Annotated in this window: 17 protein-coding genes; 14 read left to right on the top strand and 3 right to left on the bottom strand. The window is 61.7% G+C overall.

The genetic code is table 11. The features are described from left to right. Window positions 1–30: 30 nt before the first annotated feature. The 11 genes from JH15_RS16405 (at window position 31) to lipB (ending at window position 10436) form a co-directional block, all read left to right on the top strand. Window positions 31–1347 (top strand): glutamate-5-semialdehyde dehydrogenase, encoded by a 1317-nt coding sequence (locus JH15_RS16405; protein ID WP_043532286.1) that lies wholly within the window; start codon window positions 31–33, stop codon window positions 1345–1347. Then, on the top strand, window positions 1334–2014 hold the full coding sequence (gene nadD / locus JH15_RS16400) for a nicotinate-nucleotide adenylyltransferase (RefSeq protein ID WP_043532284.1): 681 nt from the start codon (window positions 1334–1336) through the stop codon (window positions 2012–2014). The genes JH15_RS16405 and nadD overlap by 14 nt, the downstream gene beginning before the upstream one ends. A 125-nt stretch (window positions 2015–2139) precedes the next feature. Then, the gene (gene rsfS / locus JH15_RS16395) at window positions 2140–2505 is read left to right on the top strand and encodes a ribosome silencing factor (RefSeq protein ID WP_043532282.1); all 366 of its coding nucleotides are present in this window, start codon (window positions 2140–2142) and stop codon (window positions 2503–2505) included. Further along, a complete protein-coding gene (gene rlmH / locus JH15_RS16390; protein ID WP_043532280.1) occupies window positions 2502–2969 on the top strand; it encodes a 23S rRNA (pseudouridine(1915)-N(3))-methyltransferase RlmH in 468 nt (155 codons plus the stop codon). Before rsfS ends, rlmH begins: the two co-directional genes overlap by 4 nt. Window positions 2970–3024: 55 nt before the next feature. Further along, window positions 3025–4911: a penicillin-binding protein 2 gene (gene mrdA, locus JH15_RS16385; protein ID WP_043532278.1), complete on the top strand. Its 1887-nt coding sequence runs from the start codon at window positions 3025–3027 to the stop codon at window positions 4909–4911. A 3-nt stretch (window positions 4912–4914) separates the two neighbouring features. Next, on the top strand, window positions 4915–6075 hold the full coding sequence (rodA, locus tag JH15_RS16380) for a rod shape-determining protein RodA (RefSeq protein WP_043532276.1): 1161 nt from the start codon (window positions 4915–4917) through the stop codon (window positions 6073–6075). A gap of 25 nt (window positions 6076–6100) precedes the next feature. After that, complete coding sequence (gene mltB, locus JH15_RS16375) at window positions 6101–7132, top strand: lytic murein transglycosylase B (RefSeq protein WP_043532274.1); 1032 nt, start codon at window positions 6101–6103, stop codon at window positions 7130–7132. Beyond that, window positions 7129–8130 (top strand): septal ring lytic transglycosylase RlpA family protein, encoded by a 1002-nt coding sequence (locus JH15_RS16370; RefSeq protein WP_043532272.1) that lies wholly within the window; start codon window positions 7129–7131, stop codon window positions 8128–8130. The genes mltB and JH15_RS16370 overlap by 4 nt, the downstream gene beginning before the upstream one ends. Before the next feature lie 68 nt (window positions 8131–8198). Further along, window positions 8199–9401: a D-alanyl-D-alanine carboxypeptidase family protein gene (locus JH15_RS16365; RefSeq protein WP_081949087.1), complete on the top strand. Its 1203-nt coding sequence runs from the start codon at window positions 8199–8201 to the stop codon at window positions 9399–9401. Window positions 9402–9467: 66 nt separating this feature from the next. Beyond that, window positions 9468–9743: an HP0495 family protein gene (locus tag JH15_RS16360; RefSeq protein ID WP_043532270.1), complete on the top strand. Its 276-nt coding sequence runs from the start codon at window positions 9468–9470 to the stop codon at window positions 9741–9743. 12 nt (window positions 9744–9755) lie between these two features. Next, window positions 9756–10436, top strand: a complete 681-nt coding sequence (gene lipB / locus JH15_RS16355; RefSeq protein WP_052384191.1) for a lipoyl(octanoyl) transferase LipB — start codon at window positions 9756–9758, stop codon at window positions 10434–10436. Here lipB and lipA read toward each other — a convergent pair. Next, complete coding sequence (gene lipA, locus JH15_RS16350) at window positions 10423–11484, bottom strand: lipoyl synthase (protein ID WP_043532268.1); 1062 nt, start codon at window positions 11482–11484, stop codon at window positions 10423–10425. The two genes, lipB and lipA, sit on opposite strands and share 14 nt — an antisense overlap. 103 nt (window positions 11485–11587) lie before the next feature. Further along, the gene (locus tag JH15_RS16345; RefSeq protein WP_043532267.1) at window positions 11588–12583 is read right to left on the bottom strand and encodes a LysR family transcriptional regulator; all 996 of its coding nucleotides are present in this window, start codon (window positions 12581–12583) and stop codon (window positions 11588–11590) included. 77 nt (window positions 12584–12660) lie between these two features. Between JH15_RS16345 and JH15_RS16340 the strand changes: the two genes are divergently transcribed. The 3 genes from JH15_RS16340 to JH15_RS16330 all read left to right on the top strand — a co-directional run bounded on the left by JH15_RS16340 (window position 12661) and on the right by JH15_RS16330 (window position 18556). Continuing rightward, window positions 12661–14076 (top strand): acetyl-CoA carboxylase biotin carboxylase subunit, encoded by a 1416-nt coding sequence (locus JH15_RS16340; protein ID WP_043532265.1) that lies wholly within the window; start codon window positions 12661–12663, stop codon window positions 14074–14076. Between the two features lie 51 nt (window positions 14077–14127). Beyond that, window positions 14128–15936, top strand: coding sequence for a sodium-extruding oxaloacetate decarboxylase subunit alpha (gene oadA, locus JH15_RS16335; protein ID WP_043532263.1), 1809 nt, complete (start codon window positions 14128–14130; stop codon window positions 15934–15936). 88 nt (window positions 15937–16024) lie between these two features. After that, window positions 16025–18556 carry a DUF3141 domain-containing protein gene (locus JH15_RS16330; protein ID WP_043532261.1) on the top strand — a complete coding sequence of 844 codons (2532 nt, stop codon included), beginning with the start codon at window positions 16025–16027 and terminating at the stop codon, window positions 18554–18556. Between the two features lie 85 nt (window positions 18557–18641). On the opposite strand, the gene JH15_RS16325 is transcribed toward JH15_RS16330, so the two are convergent. Further along, window positions 18642–19121, bottom strand: coding sequence for a methylglyoxal synthase (locus tag JH15_RS16325; protein ID WP_043532259.1), 480 nt, complete (start codon window positions 19119–19121; stop codon window positions 18642–18644).

Raw genomic sequence — 19121 nt, 5'->3', positions numbered from 1 at the left:
CGTGGTTCCCTGCAGGAGACACTCTACGGCATGTCACGTCACGCATCCTCTAGCCAAAACGATACTCTCGCCAATACGGCCGGCGCGAGCCTGGATATCGACGCTTACATGGCCTCGCTGGGCCAGGCGGCACGCGAGGCCAGTGCTCAGATGCGTCGCCAGACCTCGGCGAGCAAGAATGCCGCGCTACTGGCCATGGCGCGCCAACTCGAGCAATCCCGGCCCGGCCTGCTCGAGGCTAACTCGAGCGACATGGCCCGGGGCCGGGAATCCGGCCTGGACGCGGCGCTCCTCGATCGCCTGGCGCTGGACGATCGCCGTATCGATGGCATGATCGAGGGCCTTCGCCAGGTCGCCGTCTTGCCCGATCCCGTGGGTGAAGTCGATGGCTTGCGCTATCGTCCCAGCGGAATCCAGGTGGGCCATATGCGCGTTCCATTAGGCGTGATAGGTATAATCTACGAGTCGCGCCCTAATGTCACCGTAGAAGCCGCCAGCCTTTGTCTCAAGGCGGGTAATGCCTGCATCCTGCGCGGCGGTTCCGAAGCGCGGGACAGCAATGCAGCGATTGCCGCCTGCATTACCGCCGGGCTGGAAGAAGCCGGGCTGCCGCCGGCCGCGGTACAGGTCGTAGCGACGACAGACCGAGCCGCCGTGGGCCGCTTGATCGCCATGCCCGAATTCGTTGATGTGATCATTCCGCGAGGCGGAAAGTCGCTCATCGAGCGTATCTCCCGTGAAGCCAGGGTGCCCGTGATCAAGCACCTGGATGGGATCTGTCATGTCTATGTCGATGCCACAGCGGACCTCGACAAGGCCTACGCCATCGCCGTGAATGCCAAGACGCACCGCTACGGTACCTGCAACACCATGGAGACATTGCTGGTGGATGCCCCACTGGCCGAGTCGCTGTTGCCGCGCCTGGCAAGTGCCTATGCAGAACATGGCGTAGCGCTGCGCGGCTGCCCGCGCTCACTGGGGCTATTACCGGACGCCACGGCGGCGACCGAGGAGGATTGGGCGACTGAATACCTGGCGCCGGTACTGTCGATTCGTGTCGTCGATGGTATCGACGAGGCCATGGCGCATATCGATCGCTATGGCTCCCACCACACCGACGCCGTCGTCACCGAGAATTACAGCCTGGCGCGGCGTTTCATGGCGGAAGTCGACTCAAGCTCGGTCATGGTCAATGCTTCCACACGCTTTGCCGACGGTTTCGAGTACGGCTTGGGCGCGGAGATCGGCATCTCCACCGACAAGCTGCACGCCCGAGGTCCGGTCGGGCTGGAAGGCTTGACCACGCGCAAGTACATCGTGTTCGGCGAGGGTCATGTCCGTCAATAACACCAGCCAGAACGGAGCGGTCCCGGCGCGCATCGCCATGCTGGGAGGAACGTTCGATCCGGTCCACCTCGGCCACTTGCGCAGCGCAGTGGAGCTGCTCGAGATGCTATCGCTCGACCGGGTTCACCTGGTGCCCGCGCATGTTCCGCCCCACCGTCAGGCGCCCGGTGTCTGTGCTGAGCAGCGCTTGGCCATGCTGGCGGCCGGCGTGGGCGATACCCCCGGGCTCATCGTCGACGACCGGGAACTGCAGCGTGAAGGGCCTTCCTACTCGGCAGATAGTCTGGCCTCGTTACGCGAGGCGTACGGTGGCGATGCGAGGCTGGTCATGGTGATCGGCCATGATGCCTTCCTGAAATTGGATTCATGGCATCGTCCCGAACGGGTATTCGAGCTGGCTCACGTCGTGGTCATCGACCGTCCCGGCCATGAGGCAGCCATGTCCGCGTCCCTGAGGGAACTGATAGGGCAGCGTGAGGTCTCTACGCCGCACGCCTTGTTCGACTCACCAGCAGGGGGCTTGTTGCGTATCGGCTTGCCGACCCGCCTGGCCATCTCGGCGACGGCGATCCGCCAACGCCTGAAAGAGGGCAGCAGTGTTCGTTACCTGCTGCCCGGGGCCGTCGAAGACTATATCCAGCGACAGGGACTTTACCAGGACCCCTGACACGCTGTGTGGCATGTAACCCTCGGAAACGAATAGACCCCCGCGACTGGGCCTTTTGTCGCTGTCGAGAGCGTTGCAAAAGGGTAGAATAAGGCACGAGAGACGTATCATAACGAAGAGGGGCTATGCACAACACTGCACTCAAGACCTTGGCGATGGACGCCCTGGAAGAACTCAAGGGGCGTGATATCGTCTCCCTGGATGTTGCCAACCTGACCGACGTGACTGACCTGATGCTTGTCGCCAGCGGTACCTCTACGCGGCATGTCACGGCGCTGGCCAATAATGTCATCGAAAGAGCCAAGGAAAACGGAATCCAGCCGTTGGGTGTCGAAGGCCGTGCCGGCTCGGAGTGGGTGCTCGTCGACCTGGGTGACGTGGTAGTTCATGTGATGGTCCCCGAGACGCGCAGCCTCTACGATCTCGAGCGGTTGTGGTCCGACCTGCCCAGTGATGCCGAGCAAGATGCCCGAGGTGGAGGAGGGGTGTGAAGCTCAAGCTGCTGGCTGTGGGCACGCGCATGCCCGCCTGGGTAGAGCAGGGGGTCGAGGAATACCGCAAGCGGTTGCCACGGGATTTCATGCTGGAAATTCACGAGATACCTCCCGGTGCCCGTGGCAAGAATGCCGATGTGGCACGTGCCGTGGCGCTCGAGGGGCAGCGTATGCGCGAACGGCTGCGTGGAAACGAGCGCTGTGTCGCACTCGAAGTGGGTGGGCGCGCCTGGAGTACCGAGCAGTTGGCTGAGGAAGCCGATGGCTGGCGACACGAGGGCCGCGATGTCGCGCTACTGGTGGGGGGGCCCGAGGGACTGGAACCGGGCCTGTCGGCTCAAGCCGAGCAACGCTGGTCGCTGTCTCCGCTGACATTGCCGCATCCCCTGGTCAGAATTCTGCTTGCCGAGCAGCTTTATCGTGCCTGGACACTCCTCGTAGGTCACCCTTATCACCGCTGATCGCGACCAAGCGTGGCCTGTTGCCAACCCCCCATGATCGATCCGAGCCCCATTCATGCGTAAGCCTCGTCCCGCGTTGAAGAACGCACAGCAGGAAGTCCGCATTTTTCGACTTCGCTCGCTGCTTGCCCTGCTGGTCGTGGTGGGCCTGTTGGGGCTGCTCACAGGGCGCCTGGCCTACCTTCAGGTCGTCAAGCATGAGGTTTACATCACGCGCTCGGAGAATAACCGGGTACGTGTCGAGCCCCTGCCTCCCACCCGGGGGCTGATTTACGATCGCAACGGTGAATTGCTTGCCGAAAACCGGCCCACCTACAACTTGATGATGGTGCGCGAGCGGGTCGACGACGTCGAGGCGACCCTGGGCTTGCTGGTCGACTTGCTGGAGCTCCCCGAAGGGGACGTCGAGGCATTCCGTCAACGTTCCCGCCAGCGTCAGCGCCCCTTCCAGCCGGCATTGTTGATGAGCGACTTGAACGAGCAACAAATTGCTCGATTGGCCGTCAACCGGCATCGTCTACCCGGCGTCGAGATCGAGGCCCAGCTTCTGCGTTACTATCCCGATGCGGAAATCGTTGCCCATGCCCTGGGGTTCGTGGGGCGCATCAATGCCGAAGAGATGGAAACGCTGGATGTCGGTAACTATGCCGGGACCCACTTCATCGGCAAGACCGGGGTCGAGCGCTTCTATGAAGATCAACTGCACGGCCAAGCCGGTTTTCGCAAGGTGGAAACTAATGCCCGGGGCCGTGTGCTCCGGGAGCTAGGACGCAGCGATCCCGTTCCCGGCCAGGACATCACCCTGACGCTCGACAAGCAACTGCAGACCCTGGGTCACGAATTGCTCGAGGGCCGGCGTGGGTCCATCGTTGCGATCCAGCCGGGCACCGGCGAGATCCTCGCCATGGTGTCGTCACCCGGCTTCGACAGCAATCGCTTCGTCACTGGCATCGATCAGGCTTCGTACCGGGCATTGCAGGAAAATATCGATCTTCCGCTATTCAACCGGGCGATACGCGGCCAATACCCCCCAGGGTCCACCATCAAGCCGTTCATGGCCCTGGCTGGGCTGGTCGAGGGGGAGATAACGCCTAACAAGACCATTTATGACCCCGGCTACTTCCAGTTGCCCAACGACTCGCGACGCTATCGCAACTGGCTGCGTTGGGGTCATGGACGGGTCGACATGGAGCGTTCGATTGCCGTCTCCAACAACACCTACTATTACACCCTGGCTCATGCGTTGGGTATCGACCGAATCTCGGAGCGCATGCACGATTTCGGTTTCGGTGAGCGAGTGACCTACGACATCTTCGGCGAGAGTACTGCCTTGATGCCCAATCGCGACTGGAAACGCGCGCGTTTCAATCAGTCCTGGTATCCCGGCGAAACCTTGTCGGTGGGTATTGGCCAGGGATACTGGATGGTCACGCCGCTGCAACTCGCCACGGCAACCTCGGTACTTGCCAATCGTGGAAAATGGGTCATGCCGCGTATCGCACAGCGCATTGGTGATGACCCCATGCCAGCGGACCTGCCGGGAACCAAGGAAGATATCGAACTTGCCACGCCCGAATGGTGGGATCGCATCTACTCGGGAATGGAGAAGGTCATTTCGGGGACGGAAGGCACGGCGCGCCGAACCGGGGTCGACCTGCAATACCGCATGGGGGGCAAATCGGGTACGGCCCAGGTGTTCTCGCTGGGGCAGGACCAGAAGTATAACGCGGCCGAACTGGCAGAACGCCTGCGCGACCACGCATTGTTCATGGCCTTCGCACCGATCGAGGATCCGCAGATCGCCGTATCCGTGATCGTCGAGAATGCGGGCGGTGGCAGCACACACGCGGCGCACCTGGCACGGGCCATGACGGATGCCTGGTTGCTCGAACCCGAAGAGAACGAGCGGGACGTCGAAGCCCTGCTGGAAGCCGAGGAGTAGTACATGGCGTTTGTCGATCTGACCCGGGGCATGCGCGGCCACCCGGTGCGTCCTCCCCAAAGCGGCATGACACGGCGCCGGAGTTTCTGGCTGCGGATACATATCGATCCCTGGCTGCTGCTGCTTTTAGTGATCCTCATGGGGGCCGGGCTGCTAGTGCTCTATAGCGCGAGTGGGCAGCGGCTGCCCGTGGTCATGGCGCAAGCGACCCGATTTGGCATTGCCCTGGTCGCAATGATCGTCCTGGCACAATTCTCGCCGACCACCTTCGTGCGCTGGTCTCCGGTGCTCTATGGCATAACGGTATTGATGCTGGTGGCCGTGGAGATCATGGGCGACATGGGAATGGGGGCTCAGCGCTGGCTGGAAATTCCCGGGGTGATCCGGTTCCAGCCCTCCGAACTGATGAAGTTGGCCATGCCGATGATGCTCGCGGCGTACCTGAGCCGGCGTGAACTGCCGCCCCGTTGGCGTGACCTGGTCGTATGTGCCGCTCTCATGGCCGTGCCGGTGGTATTGATCGCCAAGCAGCCGGATCTTGGCACCTCATTGTTGGTGATATGTGCGGCAGTCTTCGTGGTGTTGCTGGCGGGGCTGTCATGGCGCTTCGTCGGGTTGCTGGCGGTTATTGCTGCTGCTGCCTTGCCGGTGCTGTGGCTAAACATGCATAACTATCAGCGCCAGCGCGTGCTGACGTTCCTCAACCCCGAGAGCGATCCGCTGGGGTCGGGATGGAATATCATTCAGTCGACCACGGCGATCGGCAGCGGCGGGCTCCTGGGCAAGGGCTGGCTCCAGGGAACCCAGTCGCAGCTGGAGTTTCTGCCCGAACGGCATACGGACTTCATCGTAGCCGTGTTGGGCGAGGAATTCGGGCTGCTCGGCATGGTCGTTGTCCTGGTTCTCTACCTGCTTATCGTCAGCCGCGGATTGTGGCTTGCCAATACGGCACAGGACACGTTCGGGCGATTGCTGGCCGGTAGCATCGTGCTGACGTTCTTCATCTACGTTTTCGTCAATGTCGGCATGGTCAGCGGTATTTTGCCGGTGGTCGGGGTGCCGTTGCCTCTGGTCAGTTACGGGGGCACTTCCAGCGTGACCCTGATGGCCGGTTTCGGTATTCTCATGTCGATTCAGGCCCACCGCCGTTTACTGCCGCGATAGGCTTGCTGCTCAGGAGATTTGCAACATGACGGCACCTCGCTTTCATGGAAGGTCAATGCGCTACATGGCCGCTGGATTATGGCTTGTGATAGCGCCCGTATCGGCCTTCGCCGCGCTGGATTTCGATCCCGATCAGCGCGAGGATGTCGCGGCCCTGGTTCAGGAACTGGAAGCGCGTGGTGTCGAGCGGGAATGGCTCATCGAGGCCATGCGCGATGCTAAGTTCCAGCAAGGCGTCCTCGATGCGATGGCCGGGGCCGCCGAACGTCGGCTGCGCTGGGACGAATATCGAGATATCTTCCTCCAGCCTGAACGTATCGAGCGCGGTGTCGAGTTCATCGAGGCGCATCGTGACGCGTTCGAGCGCGCTGAAGCGGAATACGGTGTGCCCGCGCCGGTCATCGCCGCGATCATTGGGGTGGAGACCAGCTACGGCAGGTTTACCGGGCGGCATCGCGTGCTCGATTCGTTGTCGACGCTGGCATTCCACCATCCGAGTCGGGGCGATTTCTTCCGTGGCGAGCTGCTGGCCTTCCTGGAAATCACACGTGAACAGGGCGTCGACCCTGGCTCGTTGAACGGCTCGTATGCTGGTGCAATGGGCTATCCGCAGTTCATTCCGACGAGTTACCGCGCTTATGCCGTGGATTTCGACAGCGATGGCAAGCGTGATCTATGGGAAAATCCTGTCGATGCCATCGGCAGTGTCGGTAATTATTTCGCCGAGCATGGCTGGGTGGCCGATGCGCCGATTTACAGCGAAGCCCAGGGACCGGATGAACTGCCTAATACAGTCAGTTTCAACAAGACCCAACCGCCCTATACCACGCTGGCGAGCCTGAGCGAGGTGGGCATCGAGCCGGATGCCGACGACGCCATGCAGGACGAGCAGAGCGTCATTCCCCTGGCTCTCGATCATGTCGACGGTCAGTACCGCTATCGATTGGGGCATGACAACTTCTACGTGATCACCCGCTACAATCACAGCCATTTGTATGCCATGGCCGTTACCGAATTGGCCGAAGCGATCCAGGCCTCCCGGGAGGAGCAGCCATGAAGCCTCTGGTGGGTATCGTGGCGCTGACGCTAGTGCTAAGCGGTTGCGCAGGGAGTGGTGGGGGCGCTCGCCAGGAGACAGCGAGCGGATCGCCGAACACGGCCGTGACGTCGACATCGACGGGTCGCTATGCTATGGCCAGCGATGCCTATCCCGATCTCCCGCCCGACGTCTCCAACGTGCCCGATGCCGTGCCGCGCAATGAGCCCCGATCTGCCAGTGGCAATCGTGATCGCTACGAGGTATGGGGCAAGACCTATCACGTCCTGGCTGATCCGACCGGTTACCGTAAACAGGGGATCGCTTCCTGGTATGGCGAGAAATTCCACGGCTATACCACCGCCAGCGGTGAGATCTACGACATGTACAAGATGTCGGCCGCCCACAAATCGTTGCCGTTGCCGACGTATGCTCGAGTCACGAATACCGATAACGGTCGCTCGGTGATCGTCAAGGTCAACGATCGAGGACCTTTTCATGACGACCGCGAAATCGATCTTTCCTATGCAGCGGCGGCACGCCTGGATATCCTCGGCCGTGGAACGGGCAGGGTGAGCGTGGAAGTTATCGATCCGGTGGCGTGGCAGGCCCAGCAGGGCAATAGTCGACAGGCAGCCGGACAGCAGTCGTCCGGGATTCGGGTGGCAAGTTCATCAGCGCCACCGCGCCAACAGAGCGTAGCCTTGGCACCCGAAACGCGAGAGGTCGCCTCGGCGGATGCCACCGAGCGTACCGATGCCGCCAGCAGCACGCCGGCACCGGCACCTGCCAATGGCATGTTCCTTCAGGTGGCTGCGCTGGGTTCGATGAGCAATGCCCAGGCCTTGCAGGCGCGGCTCAAGGATGAGATTTCCCAGCCGGTGAGGGTAAACAGCGAGGCCGGCGTACATCGCGTCCAGGTCGGCCCGCTCGCGGGTCCCGAGCAAGTCGAGCCGGTGCGGGACGAATTGCGCCGAGCCGGTTACCAGCAGGCGTTCGTCGTCAACGCCGCACCATGAAACCAACGAAACCAATGCCCGTTATGCAGTCCATCCCCTTCAGTGCCCTTAAGACGAGATCCGGTGTCATGAGAGTTGTTTTTGCTTCCTTCGGCCGTCAGTGTCTGCTCACCCTGGTCATGGTGTGCATGGCCGTGTTCAGTTTGCCGGCGATGTCACAGCCGTCGCCGCAGCCGGTCATCCCGCAGACGATGATCCCTTCTCCTCCGCAGTTGGCGGCCTCGTCATGGATACTGATGGATGCTGACACCGGTGAGGTGTTGGTCGAGCATAACTCCCAGGAGCGGCTGCCGCCGGCCAGCTTGACCAAGTTGATGACGGCCTATCTGGTCGAGCGCGAGCTCAACCAGGGCAACATCGCCATGGGCGATATGGTCAATATCAGCGAAAAGGCCTGGCGCACCGGTGGCTCGAAGATGTTCGTCGAGGTGGGGACGCAGGTTTCGATTCAGGATCTGCTGTACGGCATCATCATCCAGTCAGGCAATGACGCCAGTGTCGCAGTCGCCGAGCATCTCGCGGGGGGAGAGCGCCCCTTTGCCGACCTGATGAATCAACATGCGTCACGCCTGGGCATGAACAACACCAATTTCGTCAATGCGACCGGGCTGCCCGATAGTGAACACTACTCGTCGGCCCACGATCTGGCGATTCTGTCGCAAAACATCATCAACGAATATCCCGAGCACTACGCCATCTACGCCGAGCGTTACTTCACCTACAACGGCATTCGCCAGCCCAACCGCAACAACCTGTTGTGGCGCGACCCCAGTGTCGACGGCCTGAAGACCGGCCATACCGAGGCGGCGGGTTATTGCCTGGTTGCATCAGCCAAGCGTGATGACATGCGGTTGATCTCGGTCGTCATGGGCACGTCCTCCGAGGAAGCCCGCGTCCAGGAAACCCAGAAGCTGCTTAGCTATGGCTTCCGCTATTTCGAAACGCTCAAGCTTTACGATCAGGGCGCCGTGCTCAATACGCCACGGATCTGGAAGGGCGAGAAGGACCAACTGCGTGTCGGGGTGGATCGCAACGTGCACATGACCGTGCCCCGTGGGCGCAGCGAAGAGCTGACGGCACGACTCAATCTTCAGAACTCCATCGAAGCGCCGATCCAGGCGGGCGAGCGGGTCGGGACCCTGGAGGTTCGTATCGATGACGAGACGCTGGGTGAGTTCCCGTTGGTCGCGCTGGAAAACGTCGAGGAGGGCGGTATCTTCAAGCGCCTGTTCGATACTATCCGCCAGTTCTTCATGGGGCTGTTTGACTGAGCCCCGTTTGGTGGCGGCGGGCGGTGTCGCGTAAAATGACGAAAACGCCTATTGCCGAGTAACGTCATGACTCAGACACCGACCGACGCCCCCAAGATCGAATTCCCCTGCGATTATTCACTGAAAGTCGTCGGCGACGCCGCCGACGACTTTCGTGATGTGGTGATCGACGTCGTCGAAACCCATGCCCCTGGTGTCGATCGGCGCCATGTAAAAGTCGTCGATAGCCGTAACGGGCGCTTCCAATCGATACGCATCACCATCACTGCCACCGGTGAGTCGCAACTCAGTGCGCTGTTCACCTCGCTGAAGGCCACGGGTCGCGTGCACATGGTGCTCTAGAAGAGAGAATCGATGTCACCGATCCAGGTCTACCATCTTGGTCGCCAGCCCTATCAGCCGGTCTGGCAGGCGATGCGTTCGCTTACCGATAGCCGCGATGCCGATACCCCCGATCAATTCTGGGTCGTCGAGCACGAGCCGGTGTTCACCCAGGGCCAGGCGGGCAAGGCGGAGCATATCCTGATGCCGGGGGATATTCCGGTCATCCAGACCGATCGTGGCGGTCAGGTGACCTACCACGGCCCAGGGCAACTGGTGCTCTATCCGCTTCTTGACGTCAAACGCGGCAAGTGGGGGGTGCGTGAACTGGTTACTGCACTGGAGCAGGCAGTGATCGGGGTTCTGGCCGAACACGATGTCGAGGCCCATGCACGCCCCGATGCGCCGGGGGTCTACGTCGGCGAGGCCAAGATTGCCTCGTTGGGGCTGCGGATTCGCCGTGGCGGCAGTTTTCATGGGGTGGCGCTCAATATCGACGCCGATCTCGCCCCATTCGACCGGATCAATCCCTGTGGCTATGCCGGTATGTCGATGACTCGGCTCAGCGATTGGGTCGCTGAAGATACGAGCCTCGATGCCACGGCCGATCGGCTCGTGGCACGTCTGGCTGGGTTACTGTCGCGGGATATCGAGAGGCAGGAAGGGCTACCGATGCCCTGCCGGGAGCAGGGCATCACGCTCAGCCCACGTTGATGGCGGGAATGATGTCCGGGTCGGGTTCCTGGCCCGGGATGGCAGCGGGGGCGGCCAAGCCCAGGTTATTCTTTTCGAAGACCCTGTCGGCCCGGTAGCTAGAGCGCACGAGGGGTCCCGATGCCACCTCCATGAAGCCTTTTTCGAGACCCCACTGACGGTATTTCTCGAACTCCACCGGCGTGACCCAGCGCTCGACAGCCAGATGATTCTTGGTGGGGCGCAGGTATTGTCCCAAGGTCACGATATCCACTCCGATGGCCCGCAAGTCGTCGAACGTGGCGAGAATCTCTTCCTCGGTTTCACCGAGCCCCAGCATCAGGCTGGTCTTGGTCAGCACGCCGGGACGGTGCTGCTTGGCATGGGCCAGTACATCCAAGGTCTTGCGATAGCCGGCCCGGGGGTCCCGAACGCGCGAGGTGAGTCGTTCCACGGTTTCGACATTCTGGGCGAACACTTCCAGCCCGGAGTCGACCACGGCTTCGACGTCATGCTCACGGCCATCGAAATCCGGGGTCAGGGCTTCAACCACCACCTCGGGCGTGCGTGCCTTGATGGCTCGAATGCAGGCGGCGTAGTGGCCGGCCCCGCCATCGTCCAGGTCGTCCCGGTCGACCGAGGTAAGGACGATGTAGCGCAGTCCCATGAGCTCGACCGACTTGGCAGTATTCTCGGGCTCCTCGAGATCGAGCCATCCCCGGGGATTGCCGGTATCCACGGCGCAAAAACGACACGCGCGGGTACACACCGAGCCCATCAGCATGATGGTGGCGGTACCATTACTCCAGCATTCGCCCATGTTGGGGCAGTGGGATTCGGCGCAGACGGTGCTCAGGCGATGCTCGTTGACGTTGCGCCTGACGGCATCGAAGCGCTCGCCACCGGCAACCTGAATGCGCAGCCAGGGTGGCTTGCGGCCGGTGGCGGCACTCGCTTCAGCCTGTTCGGCCTGCCTGCGCTGCTTCATGCCGTCCTTGATTACGGTCATGCCGTGTTCGTTGCGGTATTTTTCTCCGCTTGAAACGGACTGCGAGGACTTATTGCTCATATCGTCTCGTGGCTCTCTCGATCGGCCTCATTCGGCGTGATGCGCCGTGATTGGCATGCTCGGCGCAGCGATACTTCCAATCTACCACAACCTTGCCTTGCGTTCAGCCGTCGTGAGGGGTCGACAGGGGCAGGCAGACGACCCCATGTCCCGGCATCGGTTCCAGCGGCGAGCGGAAATGCGCATTGAGCTCGGGCAGCAGTTCGCGCACGAAGCGCAGGAATAACTCGGTCACGGGCGAAGGGTGGCGATCGAGGGGATGCACGGTGCACCACGAGCGTCGTAACGGAAAGCCGGGCAGGCTGGGTGAGGCGAGCAGCCCCGAGGCGAGTTCCAGCTGCACCGCCAGGCGGGGCAGGACCGCGACGCCAAGATGGGCCATCACTCCCTGCTTTATGGCTTCATTGGTGCCCATTTCGATAGTATGCAGCAGCGAGACCCGCTCGCGGGAGACGAACTCTTCGAAGGCGGTGCGCGTGCCCGACCCGGGCTCGCGCATCAGCACGTAATGGCGAGCGAAATCCTCGAGCGTCGGGGCCTGCGCGGTCAGAAGCGGATGGCCGGGCCACACTACGGGGATCATCTCGTTGTCGAGAATCGGCATGAACGAAAGGTTGGCATCCTCGGGCACCATGCCCATGATCACCAGGTCGTCGCGCCGCTCGGCAAGGCGTTCCAGCGCCTGGCTGCGGTTGCATACCCGCAGGCGTATCTGAACCTCGGGATAGCGAGCGCGGAACCGGGCCAGGATATGCGGCACCACGTATTGGGCGGTAGAGACCGCAGCCAGGTTGAGCTCGCCACGGATGGTGCCGGCAAGCTCCGAGAGCTCCATCTGCAGGCTGGAGACCTGACCGAAGATCGATTGGACCGAAGCGGCCAGCGCATCCGCGGCAGGCAGCACGTGCAGCATCTTTCCGGCATACTTGAACAGCGGTTGCTCGAGCGCCTGTTCGAGCTGGCGGATTTGAGCGCTGACGGCCGGCTGGGTCAGGCCGAGCTGTTCCGCCGCCCGCGAATAGGATTGCTGGCGATGCACGGCCTGAAAGACCTGGAGCTGACGAAAGGTCAAGCGATTGAGCAGGCTGGGGCGCGACATCGAGTTTCCGCTAGGTATAAGTTCGGCCTTATAGCTTGGCAAAAAAGCGACGTTTTGACTATGACCGGAGGCGCCCTGTGTTTCGCAAGCTGCTGATTGCCAATCGAGGCGAGATTGCCGTGCGCATCGAGCGGGCGTGCGCCGAAATGGGGATTCGTTCGGTCGCCGTATACACCGAGCCGGATCGCTTCGCGCTGCACGTCAAGCGTGCCGATGAAGCCTACTTCATTGGCGACGACCCCCTCGACGGCTACCTGGATGCCCGGCGGCTGGTCGACCTGGCCCGCGAAACGGGCTGCGATGCCATCCATCCCGGCTACGGTTTCATCGCCGAGAACGCCACCTTCGCTGACCTGTGCGCGGATGCCGGCATTGCCTTCATCGGGCCGCATGCGCGGGTCATCGAGCAACTCAATAACAAGCCCGGCACTCGGCGACGCATGCGCGAGGCGGGGATACCTGTGATTCCCGGCGTTTCGAGCGATATCGATAACTGTGAAGCCGCATTGCAGCAGGCCGAGCAGCTTGGCTACCCGGTCATGCTCAAGGCAGCCAACGGTGCCGGTGGTCGCGGCATCCGTCGTTGCGAGTCGCCTGAACAGCTGCAGGCCGCCTGGGAGCGTGTCGTCAATGAGGCCTCGACGCGCTTCGGGTCGGCCAAGGTCTACCTCGAGCGCTGCATCCATTGCGCCCAACATGTCGAAGTGCAGATTCTGGCCGATAGCCATGCGGGAACTATCCATCTCTTCGAGCGCGATTGCTCGATCCAGCGCCATAACCGCAAATTGCTCGAGGTGGCACCGTGCCCGCACCTGACGCCGGAACAACGGGCCTACCTGGGCCGCCTGGCGGTGCGAGCGGCCCAGGTGGTGGGCTACGAGAACGCTGGAACCGTGGAGTTCCTGATCCGCGACAACGAAATCTATTTTATGGAAATGAACCCGCGGATTCAGGTCGAGCATACCGTCAGCGAAGCGATCACGGGGGTGGATATCGTTCGCGAGCAGATCCGTATCGCCGCCGGGCTCAAGTTGGCGTTTCGCCAGGAGGACATCCGCCACCATGGTTACGCTATCCAGTTTCGCATCAATGCCGAAGACCCGCGCAACGACTTCCTGCCTTCCTTCGGTCGTATCACTCGCTACTATGCGCCGGGCGGCCCGGGGGTGCGCACCGATACCGCCATCTATACCGGCTATCGGTTTCCGCCGCATTTCGGGGTGTTGTGCCTCAAGTTGATCGTCTGGGGCATGACATGGGAGGAAGCCCTCAATCGAGGCACGCGGTCTCTGAACGACATGCGCCTGCAAGGCGTCAAGACCAATGCCGGACTGTTCGAGGCGATACTCGCCCAGCCCTCGTTTCGTAGCGGCATCTTCGATACCAGCTTCATCGCCACCCACCCCGAGCTGATGAACTATTCGGTAAAGCGTCACCCCGAGGAAGTGGCCTTGGTCATTGCTGCGGCCATCGCGGCGCATGCCGGCCTGTAGGGGTTCATGGGATCATCCTGCAAGGTGTAGCCGAACAAGGAATTGCTTATTATGCCCGACATTTCGCCATCCCGCGTCCACCTGACCGATGTGGTGCTCCGGGATGGGCACCAGTCATTGATCGCGACCCGCTTGCGCACCGAAGACATGCTGCCGGTCTGCGAGGCGCTCGATGCCATCGGTTTTCACGCCCTGGAAGTCTGGGGCGGGGCGACCTTCGATGCTTGCGTGCGCTTTCTCAAGGAGGATCCCTGGGCACGCCTGACGGCGCTGCGCAAGGCGCTGCCGCGCACGCCGCTGATGATGCTCCTACGGGGGCAGAACCTGGTTGGCTATCGTCATTACGCCGACGATGTCGTCACTCGCTTCGTTGAGCGCGCCGCTCAAGAGGGCATCGATATCTTTCGCGTCTTCGATGCACTCAACGACCTGCGTAACCTCAAGGCGGCCATTGCCGCCGTCAAGGCCAGCGGCAAGCACGCCCAGGCGGCACTTTGCTACACGGTGAGCCCCGTGCATACCCACGACATGTTTGTGAACGATGCGCGTCGCCTGGTCGACATGGGCGCCGATTCCATCGCCATCAAGGACATGGCGGGATTACTCACGCCATATACCACGCACACCCTGGTCTCGGCGCTGGTGGAGGCAGTGGACGTACCCGTTCATCTGCATACGCATGCCACCTCGGGGCTGGCCGGGCAATGCCACCTCAAGGCAGTCGAAGCGGGTTGTCGTCATATCGATACCTGCAATTCGGCCTTCGCGGGGGGCACCAGCCATCCTGCCAGCGAGGTGATGGTCGCTGCCTTCCAGGGCACGCCATACGATAGCGGCCTGGACCTGGAAGCCATCAAGGCGGTCGGCGATCGCCTGCGGGAGGTGCGGCGCCGCTATGTGGCGTTCGAAAGCGAGTTCACGCGGGAAGACATCGGCGTCCAGATCAGCCAGATTCCGGGCGGCATGATGTCCAACCTGGCCAATCAGTTGAAAGAGCAGAATGCCCTGGGGCGCATTCACGACGTCTTCGACGAGATCACACGGGTACGTGGCGAACTCGGCTATCCGCCGCTGGTCACGCCGACCTCGCAGATCATTGGCACCCAGGCAGTGATGAACGTGCTTACCGGCGAGCGGTATCGAGCGGTCACCAACGAGGTCAAGCGCTACCTATTGGGGGGCTATGGCCAGCCGCCTGCGCCTGTCGATGAAGCGGTCCGGCGCCTGGCCATCGGCGACCAGCCTGTCAACGAAGACCGTCCCGCCGATCATCTGGCCCCCGAAATGGCCCGCTACACTGAAGAAATCGGTGCACTGGCCGACAATGAGAATGATGTGCTGACCTATGCCATGTTCCCGGATATCGGTCGGGAATTCCTCGAAGGGCGTCGTGACGGCACGTTAGTACCCGAGCCCTTGGACGTTAAGCAGGACACCGACCGGCCCGCCAGCGAAGGCACGCCCACCGAGTTCGTCATCGACGTTCATGGCGAGTCCTACGAGGTCCAGATTACGGGGGTCGGGCGGGATACCGGCGGCAAGCGGCAGGTCTATCTCACTCTGGATGGGATTCCCGAGGCGGTGGTCTTCGAACCTCGCGACGCCTACCTGGCCCCTCCGCTCCCCGGGCGTGCCCGGGCCACGCTGGCGGGGCATGTCACGACGGCCATGCCAGGCACCATCGTTGACGTGCTGGTCGGTGAGGGGGACTCGGTCGAGGCAGGACAGCCCATATTGATCACAGAAGCCATGAAGATGGAAACCGAATTGCATGCCCGGGTGACAGGCAAGGTAGTGGCGATTCATGTCAACCGCGGCGAGCGCGTCATGCCTGGCGAAGTGCTGGTGGAGATCGAATAGCGCTTTCGAGCATGCAGCGCATGACAAAACACAGGGTTTCGGGCTAATCTGTATTGCAGTGCAGCAATACAGTTCACGGGAGTTCCTCATGTTGCCGGCCTATACCGAAATTGCCAGATCCACGCTGTCGTTATTCGATCCGCTGGGCATCGGCCGCGACACATTTGATTACTGGCGCGATACGCTCCAGCGCAGTGTGCTCTATCTGGATGTCATGCGTGAGCGTGGCAACCAGTATCTCGAGCATATGGAAAAGACCAAGCCCAACGTCCTGGGCTTCGATGCCGAAGTGCTGATGGACGGTCGCGATCTGCCGCGACCGGTCAACTATGAATTGATGCGCATCGTTCCACCGCAGGGGATCACCATTGATCCCGATAAGCGCCCGTTCGTGGTCGTCGACCCTCGTGCCGGGCACGGCCCGGGCATTGGTGGCTTCAAGCCAGACAGCGAGATCGGCGTCGCGCTGCGCGCAGGACACCCTTGCTATTTCATTGGCTTCTTACCGTTTCCTGTCCCGGGTCAGACGGTCGAGGACGTGGCCGACGCCGAGATCGTCTTCATGCGTGAAGTGGCGGCTCGCCATCCCGATACCGTGGAGAAGCCGGTCGCGATCGGCAACTGCCAGGCAGGGTGGCAGCTCATGATGGCGGCGGCCCTCGAGCCGGACGTCTTTGGGCCGATCCTGATCGCCGGCGCCCCTCTGTCCTACTGGTCGGGTGAGCGCGGCAAGGCGCCGATGCGCTACGCCGGTGGCATGAATGGCGGTAGCTGGATGACCGCTTTCGCGGGCGACCTGGGAGCGGGGCTGTTCGATGGTGCCTGGCTGGTTCAGAACTTCGAGAACCTCAATCCCGCGAATACGCTCTGGACCAAGCAATATCGCCTGTTCGCCAACATCGACAGCGAAGCCGAGCGCTATCTGAACTTCGAACGCTGGTGGGGCGGCCACGTGGTGCTGGGCGCCGACGAGATCCAATATATCGTCGACAACCTCTTCATCGGCAATCGGCTGAGTACGTCTCAGTTGTCGACTCGCGATGGACGGCGTATCGATCTTCGCAATATCCGCTCGCCGATCGTGGTGTTCTGCTCGCGGGGCGACGACATTACGCCGCCACCCCAGGCGCTGGGTTGGGTGCGAGACCTGTATGCCGATGTCGATGACATCCAGGCCAACGAACAGACGATCGTCTACTGCGTACACGACACCACGGGGCACCTGGGCATTTTCGTCTCGGGGAGTGTCTCGCGGCGTGAACATACCGAATTCACGGCCAACATGGATTACATCGATGTGCTGCCGCCCGGCCTCTACGAGACGGCCGTGACCGAGACGGCAACCCGTGAGGATGCGGTGAACGCCGATGGCGATTATCTACTGGAGTTCTCCCCACGCGACCTGGACGATCTCGACGAGATCGTGCATCCAATCGAGGAGGACGACCGGCGCTTCGCAACGGTAGCTCGGGTGTCCGACATCAATCTCGGTATCTATCAGATGCTCGTTCAGCCATGGATGCAGGCCATCATGACGCCCTCGGCGGCACGTTGGATTCGTCGCATGCATCCCATTCGGTTGGGCTACAAGCTCTATTCCGATCGCAATCCCCTGATGGTGCCGGTCCCGGTGTGGGCAGATTGGGTACGTAAGGATCGCCACGCAGCGAGCGACACCAATCCCTGGCGGGTGTTCGAGGGCATGGTCTCGCACCAGATCGAACAATCCCTTGACGGCTATCGCGAAGTGCGCGACCAAGCGACCGAGCGCACCTTTCTCAATGTGTATGGCCAACCCTGGCTGCAGACCATGGTCGGGTTAGGCGCTGGAGGCGAGTCATTGCGTCGTCGCCCGGGCATCGAGCCGGAGCATCGCCGATTCGTCGAGAATCGCAAGCAGGAACTGTGCTCACGGATCGATAGCGGCGGCCCTCAAGAGGCAGTGATGCGCGCGCTGATCTTCATTCTCGGCGGGGCGCCTTCCACCGACGAGCGCAATTTCCAGCGACTCAAGGCGACCCGCTCCGAAGTGGAGCCCTCCACCAACCTGGCCCACTTCAAGGCGTTGGTGCGCGACCAGTTCTTCATTCTCAAGCTCGATCGGCAGGCGGCGCTGGATACTATCCCGCATCTCCTCAGCGGTTTGAGCAATGCCGAAATCGACGATCAACTGGCGCATATCGACCATGTGCTCGAGGCATGCACGCCGATGACCGAGCATTCCGGTGAGCGTTACGAATTGATCAAGGCCGCTTTCAACAAGGCGCGTCAGCCAGAGCAGAAAGCGATCGAATCGAAGCCCGCGCCTAAGCAGGCCTCGCCTAAGCAGGCCGCGCCGAAAAAGCAGGCGGACAACAACGCCGCAGCATCAAACTCGGCCGATTCGTCAGCGACGCGTTCTGCAACTTCGGCCAAGGCTGCCGGCAGCACGGGCACTTCCACCGCTCAGAAAAGCGGCAGAAGCAAGTCCCGTTCGGCCAGTCAGGCCGCTACGACCGGCACCCGCTCGCGTAGGGGCAAGGCGTCGACCCAGACCCAGACGAAAGCGGATACCAAGCCCAAGCCGTCACGCACGGGCCGCGCAAAACGCACCAAGCCCAGTCACGAGCCCGAATCCTGAGGCTTGGACTAGCGTCGTCAGAAATGAAATCGGCTGCCCTTGGGCAGCCGATTTCATGTGCAGCAAAGCGAAAGAAGGCCTTGGGCTATGGGCCAGTACGATGATTGACCCAGGCACCGGCATCGATGATGTCGATCTCTATCGCCTTGTTCAGATGGGGTGACGACAGCATGAAATCGGCACTCGCCACATTAGTCGCCACCGGTATGTTCCAGAGCGCTGCCAGTCGCAATAGCGCCTTCACATCCGGATCATGCGGCTGAGGGGCGAAGGGGTCCCAGAAGAAGATCAACAGGTCGAGACGCTGCTCGGCAATACGCGCCCCAATCTGCTGGTCGCCGCCGAGCGGGCCGCTCATCAGGCCTTCCACCTCGAGCCCCAGCTCGCTGGTGACACGACTCGCTGTCGTGCCGGTACCCAGTAGCTGGTGTTGCGCCAGGGTGTCTTTCCAGCGCTCGATCCAGGCCAATAACTCGGGCTTCTTGCCATCGTGAGCGATCAGGGCGATCCGCTTCCTTGCCGGAAGCGTGCGCTGTACCTGTCGGCGTGGCCGCGCATCGCTCAT

It is taken from the genome of Litchfieldella xinjiangensis (assembly GCF_000759345.1).
Lineage (GTDB): Bacteria > Pseudomonadota > Gammaproteobacteria > Pseudomonadales > Halomonadaceae > Litchfieldella_A > Litchfieldella_A xinjiangensis.
Note: the sequence above shows the minus strand (reverse complement) of the source record. Positions and strands in the feature narration are given on the sequence as shown.